At 71.2% G+C, this 14,459-nt stretch carries 10 protein-coding genes; 8 read left to right on the forward strand and 2 right to left on the reverse strand.

All coding sequences use genetic code 11. From position 1 onward, the window contains the following. Positions 1 to 104: 104 nt before the first annotated feature. The 4 genes from AB0C21_RS29530 to AB0C21_RS29545 all read left to right on the forward strand — a co-directional run bounded on the left by AB0C21_RS29530 (position 105) and on the right by AB0C21_RS29545 (position 4,442). Positions 105 to 1,406 carry an extracellular solute-binding protein gene (locus tag AB0C21_RS29530; RefSeq protein ID WP_500208582.1) on the forward strand — a complete coding sequence of 434 codons (1,302 nt, stop codon included), beginning with the start codon at positions 105 to 107 and terminating at the stop codon, positions 1,404 to 1,406. Beyond that, complete coding sequence (locus AB0C21_RS29535; protein ID WP_500208584.1) at positions 1,403 to 2,392, forward strand: carbohydrate ABC transporter permease; 990 nt, start codon at positions 1,403 to 1,405, stop codon at positions 2,390 to 2,392. Before AB0C21_RS29530 ends, AB0C21_RS29535 begins: the two co-directional genes overlap by 4 nt. Beyond that, positions 2,389 to 3,216, forward strand: a complete 828-nt coding sequence (locus tag AB0C21_RS29540) for a carbohydrate ABC transporter permease (protein ID WP_149258748.1) — start codon at positions 2,389 to 2,391, stop codon at positions 3,214 to 3,216. The genes AB0C21_RS29535 and AB0C21_RS29540 overlap by 4 nt, the downstream gene beginning before the upstream one ends. Positions 3,217 to 3,362: 146 nt before the next feature. After that, positions 3,363 to 4,442: a lytic polysaccharide monooxygenase gene (locus AB0C21_RS29545; protein WP_500208586.1), complete on the forward strand. Its 1,080-nt coding sequence runs from the start codon at positions 3,363 to 3,365 to the stop codon at positions 4,440 to 4,442. Positions 4,443 to 4,592: 150 nt separating this feature from the next. Here AB0C21_RS29545 and AB0C21_RS29550 read toward each other — a convergent pair whose 3' ends face one another. Both AB0C21_RS29550 and AB0C21_RS29555 read right to left on the reverse strand, forming a co-directional pair. Then, the gene (locus AB0C21_RS29550) at positions 4,593 to 6,320 is read right to left on the reverse strand and encodes a glycoside hydrolase family 6 protein (protein WP_500208587.1); all 1,728 of its coding nucleotides are present in this window, start codon (positions 6,318 to 6,320) and stop codon (positions 4,593 to 4,595) included. Positions 6,321 to 6,363: 43 nt separating this feature from the next. Further along, positions 6,364 to 7,857 carry a cellulase family glycosylhydrolase gene (locus AB0C21_RS29555; protein WP_500208589.1) on the reverse strand — a complete coding sequence of 498 codons (1,494 nt, stop codon included), beginning with the start codon at positions 7,855 to 7,857 and terminating at the stop codon, positions 6,364 to 6,366. 295 nt (positions 7,858 to 8,152) lie between these two features. On the opposite strand from AB0C21_RS29555, the gene AB0C21_RS29560 reads away from it, so the two are divergent. The 4 genes from AB0C21_RS29560 to AB0C21_RS29575 all read left to right on the forward strand — a co-directional run bounded on the left by AB0C21_RS29560 (position 8,153) and on the right by AB0C21_RS29575 (position 14,385). Beyond that, positions 8,153 to 9,190: a LacI family DNA-binding transcriptional regulator gene (locus AB0C21_RS29560; protein ID WP_500208591.1), complete on the forward strand. Its 1,038-nt coding sequence runs from the start codon at positions 8,153 to 8,155 to the stop codon at positions 9,188 to 9,190. Between the two features lie 110 nt (positions 9,191 to 9,300). Then, positions 9,301 to 12,225 (forward strand): glycoside hydrolase family 48 protein, encoded by a 2,925-nt coding sequence (locus AB0C21_RS29565; RefSeq protein WP_500208593.1) that lies wholly within the window; start codon positions 9,301 to 9,303, stop codon positions 12,223 to 12,225. Between the two features lie 143 nt (positions 12,226 to 12,368). Further along, entirely contained in the window at positions 12,369 to 13,544 is a 1,176-nt protein-coding gene (dinB, locus tag AB0C21_RS29570; protein ID WP_500208595.1) for a DNA polymerase IV, read from the forward strand. Between the two features lie 163 nt (positions 13,545 to 13,707). Continuing rightward, positions 13,708 to 14,385, forward strand: coding sequence for a GntR family transcriptional regulator (locus tag AB0C21_RS29575; RefSeq protein WP_500208596.1), 678 nt, complete (start codon positions 13,708 to 13,710; stop codon positions 14,383 to 14,385). Positions 14,386 to 14,459 lie beyond the last annotated feature (74 nt).

The following is a 14,459-nucleotide window of genomic DNA, read 5'->3' on the forward strand; positions in this document are numbered from 1 at the left end:
TTCCACGGCAACGGCGAGCTTCGAAGCATTTCGAAAAGTTTCGAACGAGCGTCCTCGCCCCACCCGCTCCAGGCCGAGCCCACCCCCGATCCAGGAGGCCACCCATGGGCATTCCACCGCTGTCGCGCCGTTCCTTCCTCACCGCGGTCTCCGCGGGCGCCGTGCTGGCCACGGCCGCGCCCATGCTCGCCGCCTGCGGCGACGGCGACTCCGGGTCGGGAGGCGGCAAGGTGACCGTCGAGTGGATGGACATCGCGACCACCGAGCCGTCCAAGTCGCTCTATCCGCAGATCGCCAAGGCCTACGAGGCCGCGCACCCGAACGTCAAGATCAAGCTCACCAACCTGGAGAACGAGGCCTACAAGTCGAAGATGACGGCGCTCGTCGCCTCCGGGAAGCTGCCGGACGTCTACGTGACCTGGGGCGGCGGCGTGCTCAAGCAGCAGATCGACGCGGGGCTGGTCAAGAGCCTCGACAAGGACGGGTCGAGCCTGCTGGGCACCATCACCCCGGTCTCGCAGAAGCCGTACCAGTTCGACGGCAAGACCTACGCCGTCCCGTACGACATGGGCATGGTGGGCTTCTGGTACAACAAGCGGCACTTCGAGAAGGCCGGGATCAAGGAGCCCCCGAAGACCTGGGCGGAGTTCCTGGACGCCGTCCGCAAGCTCAAGGGCGCCGGGGTCACCCCCATCGCGCTGGCCGGCAAGGACAAGTGGCCCGGCCACTACTACTGGGCCTACCTGGCGATGCGCGTCGGCGGGATGGCCGCCATGGAGCAGGCCGCCAAGAGCAACGACTTCAACGCGCCGGCGTTCGTGCAGGCCGGGCAGCACCTCAAGGAACTGGTCGACCTGCAGCCCTTCCAGAGCGGATTCCAGAACGCCGGCTACGACACGCCAGGAGGCCAGGCCGCCACCATGGGCTCCGGCAAGGCCGGCATGGAGCTGATGGGGCAGTGGGCGCCCGCGGTGCAGAAGGACGCCTCGGGCAAGGGCATCGGCGACGACCTCGGCTGGTTCCCCTTCCCGACCGTCGACGGGGGACAGGGCTCGGTCACCGACGTGTTCGGCGGCGGCAACGGGCACGCGCTCAGCAAGAACGCCCCCAAGGAGGCGCTGGACTTCCTGGCGTTCCTCATGAACAACGAGAACGAGCGCAAGCTCGTCTCCTCCGGCGCCTTCATGCCGGTCGTCAAGGGCGCCGAGAGCGCGCTCGGCGACGAGAACCGCAAGCAGGTCGCCCAGGCGCTGAACGGCTCCAGCGGGTTCCAGCTCTACCTGGACCAGGCCTTCCCGCCCGCCGTCGGGCAGCAGGTCAACGACAGCGTCGCGGCCCTCGTCGGCGGCAAGAAGACGCCCGACGAGGTGGCGCAGCAGGTGACGAAGGCGGCCAAGAGCCAATGACGTTGTCCGCCACGACCGACGACCGGCCGCGGTTCGCCGCGCGGGCCCCGCGCAAGCGGGCCCGCGGGGCGCCGGCCGGGCGGCTGCGCGGCTGGATGTCCGCCACCTGGTTCCTCCTGCCGGCGCTGCTGCTGTTCTTCTTCTTCGTGCTGATCCCGATCTTCGTCGCGTTCTACACGAGCTTCTTCACCTGGGGCGGCTTCGGCCGGCCCGAGGACTTCGCCGGCCTCGGCAACTACCGGAAGCTGGCCGGCGACCCCGTCTTCCGCGGCGACCTGTGGCGCGGCCTGTTCCTGGTCGTCCTGTCGATCGTCGTCCAGCTGCCCATCGCGCTCGGCACCGCCGTCCTGCTGAACCAGCGGATGCGCGGCCGCGCGGTCTACCGGGCGGTCTTCTTCGCGCCCTACATCCTGTCCGAGGTGATCGCGGGCGTCCTGTTCGGCATCATCTTCCTCCCGGACACCGGTCTCGCCGACACGCTCGTCGGCGGCCTGCCGCTCGTCGGGGGCCTCGCGGGCACGTGGTTCTCCGACCCGGGCACCGCACTGCCCACCCTGTTCGCCGTCATGACCTGGAAGTACTTCGGCTTCCACATGATGATCTACCTCGCCGGGCTGCAGGGCATCCCCCGCGAGGTGCTGGAGGCCGCCTCGATCGACGGGGCCGGCCCGTGGCGGCGGTTCCGCAGCGTCACGCTGCCGCTTCTCGCGCCGACGCTGCGGATCAGCGTGTTCCTGTCCGTCATCGGCTCGATCCAGCTGTTCGACCTCGTGTGGGTCACCACGACCGGCGGGCCGACGAATTCCACGGAGACGATGGCCGTCACCATGTTCCAGTTCGGTTTCAAGCGGTACCAGATGGGCTACGCGAGCGCGATCAGCGTGGCCATGTTCCTCATCAGCATGGTCTTCTCCCTGCTCTACCAGCGCTACGCGCTGCGCCGCGACCTGCAGGGCGCCGTCACCTCCGCGGGAGGCCGCCGATGAGGGCGGGCATCGCGCGGAGCGCTTCCCGGCACACCCTGGTGTGGGTGCTCGGCTCCTTCATCGTCGTCCCGCTGCTGTACGCGGTCGTCTCCGGCTTCAAGACCACGGGCGACCTCACCACGGACCCGATCGGGCTGCCCTCGCCGTGGCGGGTGTCGAACTACACCGGCATCCTGTCGTCCGGCGACTTCTGGCGGCAGATCGCCAACAGCGTGATGATCGCCGTGGCCACCACGCTGCTCACCGTCGCGGCGGCGGCGCTGGCGGCGTTCGCGTTCGCCCGCTACGCCTTCCGGGGCCGGGAGTTCTTCTTCACGCTGTTCGCGGCGGGGCTGATGTTCCCGCCCGCCGTGGCGGTGCTCCCGCTGTTCGTCCTGCTGCGCTCGTTCGGCCTGCTGGACAACCCGCTCGGCATCATCCTGCCGCAGGCCGCGTTCGCGCTGCCCATCACGATCATCATCCTGCGCTCGTTCTTCCGGACAATCCCGGCGGAGCTGGAGGAGGCCGCCATCATGGACGGCTGCACCCGCTTCGGGTTCTTCTGGCGCATCCTGCTGCCGATGGCGAGGCCCGCCCTCGGCACCGTGTCGGTCCTCGCCATCGTGACGAGCTGGAACAACTTCTTCCTCCCGCTCCTGGTGCTGGCCGATCCGAAGTGGCAGACGATCCCGGTCGGCATCCAGCAGTTCCAGGGCCAGTACTCGACCAACTACGCGCTCGTCATCGCCTACATCGTGCTCGCGATGGTGCCCGCCATCGCCTTCTACGCCGTGGCCGAGCGCCAGCTGATCGGAGGGCTCACCGCGGGCGCGACGAAGGGCTGAACCCCCGCGGGCGCGCCCGCGGCGCACCCGGCCGGGTCCCGTCCCGGCGGCCGATGAAAGCCTGAAAGGCCCGTTCACGGGCCTTGCGGCGCGGAGTTAGCTTCCGCTGGAAAGCACTCTCTCCTCGGCCCGGTGACGGGAGGAACATGGGCAAGCGACGACGAAGGGCACTGGCCGCGGGGGCGGTGCTCGGCCCCGCGATGATCGCCGGTGCGCTGCTGACGGCCGCTCCGGCGTCCGCGCACGGCGCGATGATGGTGCCCGGCAGCCGCACCTACCTGTGCTGGAAGGACGGCCTGAGCCCGACCGGGCAGATCGTCCCGCACAACCCGGCCTGCGCGGCGGCGGTCGCGCAGAGCGGACCCAACTCGCTCTACAACTGGTTCGCCGTGCTGCGCTCGGACGGGGCCGGCCGCACCCGCGGCTTCATCCCGGACGGGAAGCTGTGCAGCGGCGGCGCGGTCGTCTACGACTTCAGCGGCTACGACCTCGCCCGCGACGACTGGCCGGTCACGCACCTGACCTCGGGGGGCGAGATCGAGTTCCGGTACAACAAGTGGGCGGCCCACCCGGGAACGTTCCGCACCTACGTCACGAAGGACAGCTGGAGCCCGACCCGGCCCCTCAGCTGGGACGACCTGGAGGACCAGCCGTTCTACAGCGTCACCGACCCGCCGAGCGTCGGCTCGCCCGGCAACGAGGACGCCTACTACCACTGGAACGCCAGGCTGCCGTCCGGCAAGAGCGGCCGCCACATCCTCTACACCGTGTGGCAGCGCTCGGACAGCAACGAGACGTTCTACGGCTGCTCCGACGTGGTCTTCGACGGCGGCAACGGCGAGGTGACCGGCGTCGGCGAGGACGGCGGCGGCCCGACCGACCCGCCCACGGACCCGCCCACCGACCCGCCGGGCGACCCCGGCAAGGTCTGCAAGGCCGGCTACCGCTCCACCGGCGGCTGGAACGGCGGCTACCAGGGAGAGATCACGGTCACCAACACCGGCACGCTCCCGCTCGCCGGCTGGACGGCCCACTTCACCTTCGCCAACGGCGAGACGGTCGACAGCCTGTGGAACGGAAGCTTCACGCAGTCCGGCCCCGACGTCACGGTCAAGAACGCGGCCTACAACGGCTCTCTCGCCGTGGGCGCGTCGACCACGTTCGGGTTCACGGTGAAGGCGCCGACCTCGCCGACCGCACTGGAACCGCACTGCATGACCTCCTGAGGCCCGAGCGGAACGTGGCCCGCGGCGCCGGACAGGGGGCGCCGCGGGCCGCTTCCATTCATGGGACACCCAGAGAGGGGAGCCGCCCTCCCGGACAAGGAGAGGCCCCGTGACAGGAGCGTGTCACGGGGCCGTTTCCCTTTTTGGCGGTTACTGGACGGGCGGGTTGGCGTTCTTGAGCAGCTCCTGGAACTGGGCGGAGAACCAGTGCCCGGACAGCGGGGCGTCAGGCAGCGCGCCGCTCATGTTGTTGTTGTTGCGCGGGTTGCCGGTGTACGTGGGGTCGCACATCCGGTCGAAGCCCTTGCCCTCGTCGTTCGGGATCTCCTGGCTGGCGCCGTCCGACTCGCCCGGGGGCTTCATCCACACGAAGGCGTCGATGCCGGCGGCCGGGGCCGCCTTGGGGCGCTCGCCGAGTCCCGCGCCGGCCTGGTTGCACCAGTTGCCGAGGTGGATGCGCCGGTCGGTCCGGCTGCCGTCCACGTAGGCGTCCACGCTGGTCTTCGGGCCGGGGCCGGTCGGGCGGTTCGCGCCGCCCCAGCCGTTGCGGCTCGTGTCGATGAGCATCCCGATGCCCGAGTCGAAGCCGTCCTTGATGAGCTCCTGCCGGAACGCCTGCGCGTAGGACAGCTCGTCGACGTAGCGGTTCCAGTCGACCCACTTGGACTGCCGGACGGACGTGCCGTTCACGGTGTCGTCGATGGTGAAGTACGGCTCCTGGAGGGGGCCGTAGTTGGCGGTGTTGGTGATGAACCCGGCGACGTTGCTCTTCGAGCCGGACGCCTGCGCGACGGTGGCGAGCAGCTGGGCGGTCGGGCCGAAGTTGTCGTCCCAGCCGATCCAGCCGTGGTGGCCGATGTCGAGGTAGTTGTAGACGTTGGAGATGGCGCCGAGCTTCTGCAGCGCGTAGGCGACGCCCTTCTCGTAGTTGCCGTTGGCCTTCATCACGTTGCAGTCCTCGGTGGCGGTCGGCCGGCTGCCCGCGTTGGTGATCAGGTTCGGCAGCGAGTCGATCTCCACGACCGTGACGATCCGCAGGCCGGCGTACTTGGCGTCGCCGAGGATCTGCGCGATCGGGTCGATGAACTGCGACTTGTACTTGTCGAGGTCGTCCGGTCCGAGCTCGCCGTTGGACGCCAGCGCGGAGCAGTCGCGTCCGGGCAGGTCGTAGATGACGAGCTGGATCACCCCGGCGCCCTGGTCGAGGGCCTTGTCGAGATGGGCGCGCAGGCCCATGGCGCCGCCCGTGCCCTCGATCGCGGCGATCCGGTCCAGCCACACGCCGGTCGGCTGGTTCGCGACCGCGCTGCCGCCGGGCTCGGCCGCGGCCTTGGACGACCAGTCGGGGTTCACGTAGGCCTTCACCCCGGCGTAAGGGTTCTCGACGCGGTCGCCCGGCGGCGGGTCGGTGGGCGGGTCGGTGGGCGGGTCCGTCGGGCCCGTCGACCCGTCGCAGACGGTCCCGTTCAGCTTGAACTGCGCGGGCGCCTGGTTGCTGCCGGAGTACGTGCCCTGGAAGCCGGGGTTGACGGACGCGTTGGTCGCCAGCGTCTGGGCCCAGCTCGGGTTCTTCACGGTGACGTGCTTGCCGGACTGCGTGAACGTCCCGTTCCAGCCCGAGGTCACCTGCTGGTTGCCGGCGAAGTCCCACTCCAGCGTCCAGCCGCTGGTGATCGGGTCGCCGAGGTTGGTGACCGTCACGGAGGCGGTGAACCCGCTGCCCCAGTCGTTGGTGGTGTATTCGACCTTGCAGCCGGCGGCCGCGCTGGCCTGGGCCTGGGCCAGCGCGACCGTGCCTGAGGCGAGCAGGACGGCCGCCGAGGCGGCCGCCAGGCCGCGTCTGGCGCCGCGGCCGCTGCGCGCGGAGGGGTGTTTCATTCGGATTCCTCCATCTGGTGGGGGTGGGGTTCTGCCAGTGGGGTCAGGGAGCGGACCGCAGGTGGTCGCGCAGTCCGGCGCCGTACGCGGTCGGGGTGCCGTCGTAGGAGCTGATCAGCGAGGGGCCGCTGGAGCAGTCCCAGGTGTTCCACGTCCAGCCGAGGTAGGAGGCTCCGTGCGCGTCCAGCCAGGCCATCAGCGTGTCGACGTAGGAGTGGCCGCAGGTGTTCTCGCCGATCTCGCCCGCGACGAGCGGGACCTGGGCGGCGACGGGGGCGATCTGCTGGTCCCAGCAGGACGCGTCCTTGCAGTAGTTGAAGTTGTAGGAGTGCCAGGCGGCCGCCAGGTTCCCGGTGGGATCGGACGGCTTCTGGGCGAGCCACTGGCCGAGGTCGTTGGAGTAGCTGCTGCCCGCGGCCATGACGACGTTCTGCGCGCCGGTGGAGCGGACGGCGTCGAGGAGGTCCTGCATCCCGGCCGCCTCGTAGGTCAGGCCCGTGCAGGCCGGGCCGCCGTCGCGCCAGCACTTCCACGACTGGGCGTAGTCCATGGTCTGGAGGTTGTTCGGATAGGGCTCGTTGAACAGGTCGAAAACGACGGCCGTGTCGCCCTTGTACGCGGTCGCGAGCCGCTTCCAGAATTCCGGCGCGTACTGGGCGTCCGGCATCGGCTTCTGGCATTCCGCGGCCGCGGTCTGGCAATGGCTGTCATAGCCGGTCCACGACCCGCGGCTCCAGTGCAGTTCGAGGATGGGCGTGATGCCGTTCTCCTCGAGCAGCGCGACGTAATTCCCGACGGCGTTCTGGTAGGCGGTGCCGCGATAGGCGGGATCGACGTTGTCCAGGCCGAGCCAGCAGTCGGAGTTGAGCGGCACCCGGACGGCGTTGACATTCCAGGTCTTCATCGCGGCGACGGAGGAGGCGTCCATCGGGCCGTCCCAGATCCCGTTGCCCTGGACGCAGGCGAACTCGCCGCCGGACCGGTTCACCCCGCGAAGGCGCACCGTGTTCCCTCCGGCGTCGACGAACCTGTTCCCGGAGACCTTCAGCTTGGGGGCGGGCCCGCCCGGTGGGGGAGTGGTGGGAGGCTCGGTGGTCGGCTCGCCGCCGCCGTCGCAGGCCGTTCCGTTGACCGCGAAGTCGGTCGGCGCGGCGTTCGTGCCGCTGTAGGTGAACTGCGCGCCGGCCTGGACGGACGCACCCGTCGCGATGGTCGCGTTCCAGCTCTCGTTGGCGACCGTGACGGATCCGCCCGACTGCGTCCACCGGCCGTTCCAGCCGTTCGTGAGGCGCTGGTTCCCGGTGTAGGAGTACGTCAGCGTCCAGCCGTCCACCGCCGGTCCCCGGTTGGTGATCGTGACGGCGGCGGTGAAGCCGGTGCCCCAGTCGTCGACGGTGTAGCCGACCTCGCAGGCGACGGCGGCGCGGGCCGGTGCCGCGCCGAGCGCCGACCCGGCGCCCGCGACGAGCGAGCCCGCCGCGCAGAGCGCGCCGGCCAGCGCGGCCGCCGCGGCGGTGCGGGGGGAAAGCGATCTCATGGGATCTCCGCCTTCACGTCGGACGTCGTACCTTGGGAGCGCTCCCACTCCTTGGACTGCGGTGAACGTAGAACGCCTCGGACGCGGCGGGGAAGCCTTGTTCCATTCCTTTCACGAAGTTTCACGGTGCTTTGCGTGCGCGGTGAAGGGCGGGTGCGGGCGGCCCGTAATCCGTTCTTCACTCGCCTCTTGACACGATCGGCATCCGATCGGATTCTTGGGAGCGCTCCCACTACTCCCCGACCCGGTCCACCCCCTTGAAAGGCCGGGAACCCCCGAAGGGAGTGCCATCAGCGTGACCGTCATCCACCCCCCGCACGACCCCGCCCTCCCCGACCGCCCGCCGACCCTCGCCCACGTCGCGCAGCTCGCCGGGGTGTCGCCGGCCACGGCGTCCCGCGTGCTGAACGGCTCGGCACGGGTCAGCAAGGCGGCCCGCCTCCAGGTCGAGGAGGCGGTCGAGCGGCTCGGCTACGTCCGGCGCCGGAGCGGCTCTCCCGACCGGGAGTCCTCCGGCACCATCGCCGCCGTCGTCTGCGAGGACGGCTGCCGCGTCCTCGGCGACCCGTTCTTCGCACGCCTGCTGTGGGGCGTGCGCCGCGAGCTCGGGGGCCGCGCCCCGCTCGTCGTCCTCATGGCCGGGCGGGCGGAGGAGTGGCGGGCGACCACCGGCTACCTGCGCGGCGGCCGGGCCGAGGGCGTGCTCCTCGTCGGCGCCCGCCGCGACCAGGTCGCCCCGCTCGTGCAGGCCGCCGCCGGCGCTCCCGTGGTGCTCGCCGGCCGCCCCCTCGACGAGGTGGCGCTGCCGTACGTCGACGTGGACAACCGGGGCGGCGCGCACGCCGCCGTCCGGCACCTGCTCGCCTCGGGCCGCCGCCGGATCGGCACCATCGCCGGGCCCGCCGACATGGGCGCCGCCGTCGACCGGCTCGCCGGCTACCGCCTCGCGGCGCGCGAGGCCGGGATGGGCGTCAACGGGCTGGTCTGCCAGGGCGACTTCGGCCGGCTGTCCGGCGAGCGGGCGATGCGCCGCTTGCTGGAACGCCGGCCGGACGTCGACGCGGTGCTCGCCGCGTCCGACCAGATGGCGGTCGGCGCGCTCAGTGCGCTGCGCCGGGCGGGCCGCCGCGTCCCCGACGACGTCGCGCTCGTCGGGTTTGACGACGCTCCGGTCGCCCAGCAGGTCCGCCCCCGGCTGACGACCGTCCGGCAGCCGGCCGAGGACCTCGGCGCCCGCCTGGCACGCGAGCTGCGCGCCTGCACCGGCGGCAGGCCGAACACCGAGCGCGGCGTCGTGCTGCGCACCAAGTTGATCATCAGGGAGTCCGGCTGACGGCTCCGGGCTGACGCCGCACCGTCCTCCACGCCACCGCCGCCTCCGCGCTCCGCCGGTGGTGCGGCACGCCATGCCCGGGCACCGGGCGCGACAGGAAGGAACACCAGGTGAGAAGACGTCAACGATGGCGCGCGTTCACGGCCGTGGGCGCGACGCTGGCGCTGCTTTGCGGCGGCCTGGGCGTCATGGCCCCGGCGCACGCCGCCGCCGCATCGTGCAAGGTGGTCTACAAGAAGAACGACTGGGGCAACGGGTTCACGGCCAGCATCGACATCACCAACCAGGGCGACGCTATAGACGGCTGGAAGCTGACGTACTCCTACTCGGGGAACCAGAAGCTCTCGAACGGCTGGTCGGCGAAGTGGTCGCAGTCGGGCCAGCAGGTCACCGTCGAGAACGAGAGCTGGAACCGGACGCTCGCGTCCGGCGCCTCGCTGAACGTCGGCGCGCAGTTCACCTACAGCGGGACGAACACCGACCCCACCGCGTTCAGCCTCAACGGCACCCCGTGCAACCAGAGCTCGTCCGCCCCGACGGTGGCGCTGACGAGTCCGTCCGCCGGCGCGACGTACTCGGTGGGCGCCGCGGTGCCGATCGCCGCCACCGCGGCGGCCGGGTCGGGCGCGACCGTCTCCAAGGTCGAGTTCTTCGACCAGGACGGGTCGCTCGGCGCGGCCGACACCACCGCGCCGTACGGCCTGACCTGGACCCCGACCGCGGCCGGCTCCTACTCGATCTACGCCAAGGTGACCGACAGCAACGGCGGGACGGCCGAGTCCGCGCCGGTGGGCGTCACGGTGACCGCCGCGGCGAGCGTCGTGGCGAGCCCCACCGCGCTGACCGTCGCGCAGGGCGCGAAGGCCACCTACGCGGTGAAGCTGTCCGAAGCCCCCTCCGGCACGGTCACCGTGACGACGACCCGGACGGCGGGCAACTCCGGCCTGTCGGTGACCGGCGGCGGGACGCTGACCTTCACGCCGCAGAACTGGTCCACCGCCCAGAACGTGACGATCAGCGCCGACGCCTCCGGGACGGGCCAGGCGACGTTCACCTCCGCCGCCTCCGGCTACACGGCGGCCAAGGTCACCGCGACCGAGGTGGCGACCTCCGGCGACGTCTACACCCAGCGGTTCCTCGACCAGTACAACAAGATCAAGGACCCGGCGAACGGCTACTTCAGCCCCGAGGGCATCCCGTACCACTCGGTCGAGACGTTCATGGTCGAGGCCCCCGACCACGGGCACGAGACGACGTCCGAGGCGTACAGCTACCTCATCTGGCTGGAGGCCATGTACGGCAAGGTCACGCAGAACTGGGCCCCCTTCAACGCCTCCTGGGCGCTGATGGAGAAGTACATGATCCCGACGCACGCGGACCAGCCGACGAACTCCTTCTACAACGCCTCCAAGCCCGCCACCTACGCCTCCGAGCACCCCGAGGTGAGCGACTACCCGTCGCAGATCGACGGGAGCGTCCCGGTCGGGCAGGACCCGATCGCGAGCGAGCTGAAGTCCGCCTACGGCACCGACGACATCTACGGGATGCACTGGCTGCAGGACGTGGACAACGTCTACGGGTACGGCAACACGCCCGGCGGCGGCTGCGAGAACGGCCCGAGCGCGGACGGCCCCTCCTACATCAACACCTACCAGCGCGGAGCACAGGAGTCGGTGTTCGAGACCGTCCCGCAGCCGACGTGCGACAAGTTCGCGTTCGGCGGCACCAACGGCTACCTCGACCTGTTCATCAAGGACTCCTCCTACGCCAAGCAGTGGAAGTTCACCGACGCGCCGGACGCCGACGCGCGCGCCATCCAGGCCGCGTACTGGGCGAACGCCTGGGCCAAGGAGCAGGGCAACTCCGGTGACGTCTCGGCCACCGTGGCCAAGGCCGGAAAGATGGGCGACTACCTGCGGTACTCGTTCTTCGACAAGTACTTCAAGAAGATCGGCGACTGCCATTCGCCCACGTCCTGCCCCGCCGGGTCGGGCAAGGACAGCGAGCACTACCTGCTGTCCTGGTACTACGCCTGGGGCGGCGCCACGGACACGAACGCCGGATGGTCGTGGCGCATCGGCGACGGCGCCTCGCACTTCGGCTACCAGAACCCCCTGGCCGCCTACGCCCTGGTGAACGACGCCGCGCTCGCGCCCAAGGGCGCGACGGCCAAGGCCGACTGGGACAAGAGCCTCACCCGGCAGCTCCAGCTCTACAAGTGGCTGCAGTCCGCCGAGGGCGCGATCGCCGGCGGCGTCACCAACAGCTGGGAGGGCAGCTACAGCACGCCCCCGACCGGCCTGACCGAGTTCTTCGGCATGGCCTACGACTGGCAGCCCGTCTACCACGACCCGCCGAGCAACCAGTGGTTCGGCTTCCAGGCGTGGTCGATGGAGCGCGTGGCCGAGTACTACCAGGTCACCGGCGACGCGTCCGCCAAGGCGATCCTCGACAAGTGGGTCTCCTGGGCGCTGTCGCAGACGACGGTCGACCCGTCCACGGGCGGCATCAAGATCCCGTCCACCCTCAAGTGGACGGGGCAGCCCGACGCGAACTGGTCGTCGGCCACCGGGATGCCGGCCGCGAACACCGGCCTGCACGTCTCGGTGCAGGACTACACCGACGACGTCGGCGTGGCCGCCGCGTACGCCAAGACCCTGGCGTACTACGCGGCCAAGTCCGGTGACGCCGACGCCAAGCAGACCGCCAAGGACCTGCTCGACGCCATCTGGAAGCACACCGACGCGAAGGGCGTCTCCGTCCAGGAGAGCAAGTCCGACTACAAGCGCATCGCCGACCCGGTCTACATCCCCTCCGGCTGGAGCGGCACGATGCCGAACGGCGACCCGATCAACTCCAGCTCGACGTTCATGTCCATCCGCTCCTTCTACAAGAGCGACCCCGACTACGCGCGCGTGTGGGCGTACGCCAGCGGCCAGAGTTCCACGGTGCCGGTGTTCACCTACCACCGCTTCTGGGCCCAGGCGGACATAGCCCTGGCCATGGCCGACTACGGCCGCCTCTTCAACGAGTGACACCCATCGCACGAGGGCCCGTCGCGACGCTTGCCGCGACGGGCCCTCTGCCCGTCCAAAGGGCCCCGCCACCAGGAGCGACGGCGGGATCTCCCGCCCACCCCGTCTCGCGTGCCGGCGGGCGGTCATGCGAACATATGTTCGTGTCCGGTGGTGCGACGATCCTGCATGCCGACCTGGACGCGTTCTACGCGTCGGTCGAGCAGCGCGACGACCCCGCGCTGCGGGGGCGGCCGGTGATCGTCGGAACGGGCGTGGTGCTGGCGGCGAGCTACGAGGCCAAGGCCTGCGGCGTGCGGACGGCGATGAGCGGCGGCCAGGCGCGCCGGCTGTGCCCGCGGGCCGTCGTCGTCCCGCCGCGCATGAGCGCCTACAGCGCGGCGAGCAAGGCGGTCTTCGCGGTGTTCCGGGCCACGACGCCGCTGGTGGAGGGCCTGTCGATCGACGAGGCGTTCCTCGACGCCGACGGGCTGCGCCGCCCGGCGGTGGACGTCGCGGTCCGGCTGCGGCGGGAGATCGCCGAGGAGGTCGGCCTGCCGATCACGGTGGGGGTCGCGCGCACCAAGTTCCTCGCCAAGGTCGCCAGCGGCGTCGCCAAGCCCGACGGGCTGCTGGTGGTGCCGCCGGACGGCGAGCTGGAGTTCCTGCGCCCGCTACCGGTGCGGCGGCTGTGGGGCGTCGGGCCCGCGACCGCCGCCAAGCTCGCCGGGTTCGGCGTGCGGACGGTCGGGGACGTGGCCGACATGCCGGAGTCCACGCTGGCCTCGATGCTCGGCCCGGGAGCGGGCCGCCACCTGTACGCGCTGGCGCACAACCGCGACCCCCGCCCGGTGCGGACGGGCGTGCGGCGCCGGTCGATCGGGGCGCAGCGGGCGCTCGGGCGGCGCCGGCGCACGGCGGCGGAGCTGGACGTGCTGCTCGTCGGGCTCGTCGACCGGCTCGGCGGACGGCTGCGCAAGGCCCGCCGCGTCTGCCGGACGGTCACCCTCCGGCTGCGCTTCGGCGACTTCGCCCGGGTCACGCGCTCGCACACGCTGGCCCAGGCGACCGCCGAGACGCCCATGGTCCTGGCGGCGGCGCGGGGCCTGCTCGCCGCCGCCATGCCGATGATCGAGGACCGCGGCCTGACGCTGATCGGCCTCTCGCTCGGCAACCTGCACGACGACCGCGCCGTCCAGCTCGCACTGCCGTTCGACCAGGCGAGGGCGGTGGACGAGGCGGTCGACGGCGTCCGGGACCGGTTCGGCTCGTCCGCCATCACCCGCGGCGTGCTGCTCGGCCGCGACCAGGGCGTCGCTGTGCCGCTGCCGCCCGACTGAACGAACGTGAAGTTCTTTCCGGTCTTGGCCGTCGGGGACAATGATGAGCCGACACGAGGAACCCGGACGACCCGCGCGCCCGCGGCGGGGCGGACGGGCGGGTCGCGGCGACCGGGCCGGCGGGCGCGTCCGGGAGCGCGGGCCGAGGACGAGGAGGACCGGGTTGGCTGCCGCGAAGAAGCAGGACCGGACCAGGGAGAGCAAGGTCGAGTTCTGCTACGGGCTGCTGCGGTCGCGCATCCTCGAAGGCACCTACGTTCCCGGATACCGGCTGGTCATCAACCAGCTCGCCCAGGAGGCCGGGGTCAGCACGATCCCGCTGCGCGAGGCGCTCCGCCGGCTCCAGTCCGACGGGCTGGTGGAGGTGGTGCGCAACGTCGGCGCCCGCGTCGCGGTCTTCGACGCCGAGCAGGTCGAGCACACGCTGCAGGTCCTCGCCCGGCTGGAGGGCTACGCCACGGCGATCTCCGCGCCGCGCATGACGGCCGGGCACGTCGCCGCCTCCCGCGAGATCAACGACAGGATGGCCGAGGCGCTGGAGCAGTTCGACCCGGCCGCGTTCACCGCGCTCAACCGCGAGTTCCACTTCTCGATCTACGAGCACTGCCCGGACCCGCACCTGCGCTCCCTGCTGGAGGCCGAGTGGACGCGGCTGGACCATATGCGCCGCTCGTCCTTCGGTTACCTCCCCGGCCGCGCCCGCCGCTCCGTCGTCGAGCACGGCCACCTCCTGGACCTCATCGCCGGAGGCGGCGACCCGGCCGAGACCGAGCGCGTCGCCCGCGCCCACAGGAACGCCGCCGTCGCCCTCCAAGGCGCGCACTCCGTGCCGCACGAGTGACCGGGGGCCGGCGCGCGCCGCGCGGCCGTGCCGGGTCCGGGAAAGCACGGACCGGCGCCCCGTGGGTTCGCGGT

This window comes from Spirillospora sp. NPDC049024 (genome assembly GCF_040649235.1).
Taxonomy (GTDB): Bacteria; Actinomycetota; Actinomycetes; order Streptosporangiales; family Streptosporangiaceae; genus Spirillospora.

What these genes read in the sequence shown, in the direction of transcription:
- AB0C21_RS29550 (WP_500208587.1), bottom strand. Translation starts at nt 6,320, where the DNA reads ATGAAACACCCCTCCGCGCGCAGCGGCCGCGGCGCCAGACGCGGCCTG.
- AB0C21_RS29555 (WP_500208589.1), bottom strand. Translation starts at nt 7,857, where the DNA reads ATGAGATCGCTTTCCCCCCGCACCGCCGCGGCGGCCGCGCTGGCCGGC.
- AB0C21_RS29540 (WP_149258748.1), top strand. Translation starts at nt 2,389, where the DNA reads ATGAGGGCGGGCATCGCGCGGAGCGCTTCCCGGCACACCCTGGTGTGG.
- AB0C21_RS29545 (WP_500208586.1), top strand. Translation starts at nt 3,363, where the DNA reads ATGGGCAAGCGACGACGAAGGGCACTGGCCGCGGGGGCGGTGCTCGGC.
- AB0C21_RS29530 (WP_500208582.1), top strand. Translation starts at nt 105, where the DNA reads ATGGGCATTCCACCGCTGTCGCGCCGTTCCTTCCTCACCGCGGTCTCC.
- AB0C21_RS29535 (WP_500208584.1), top strand. Translation starts at nt 1,403, where the DNA reads ATGACGTTGTCCGCCACGACCGACGACCGGCCGCGGTTCGCCGCGCGG.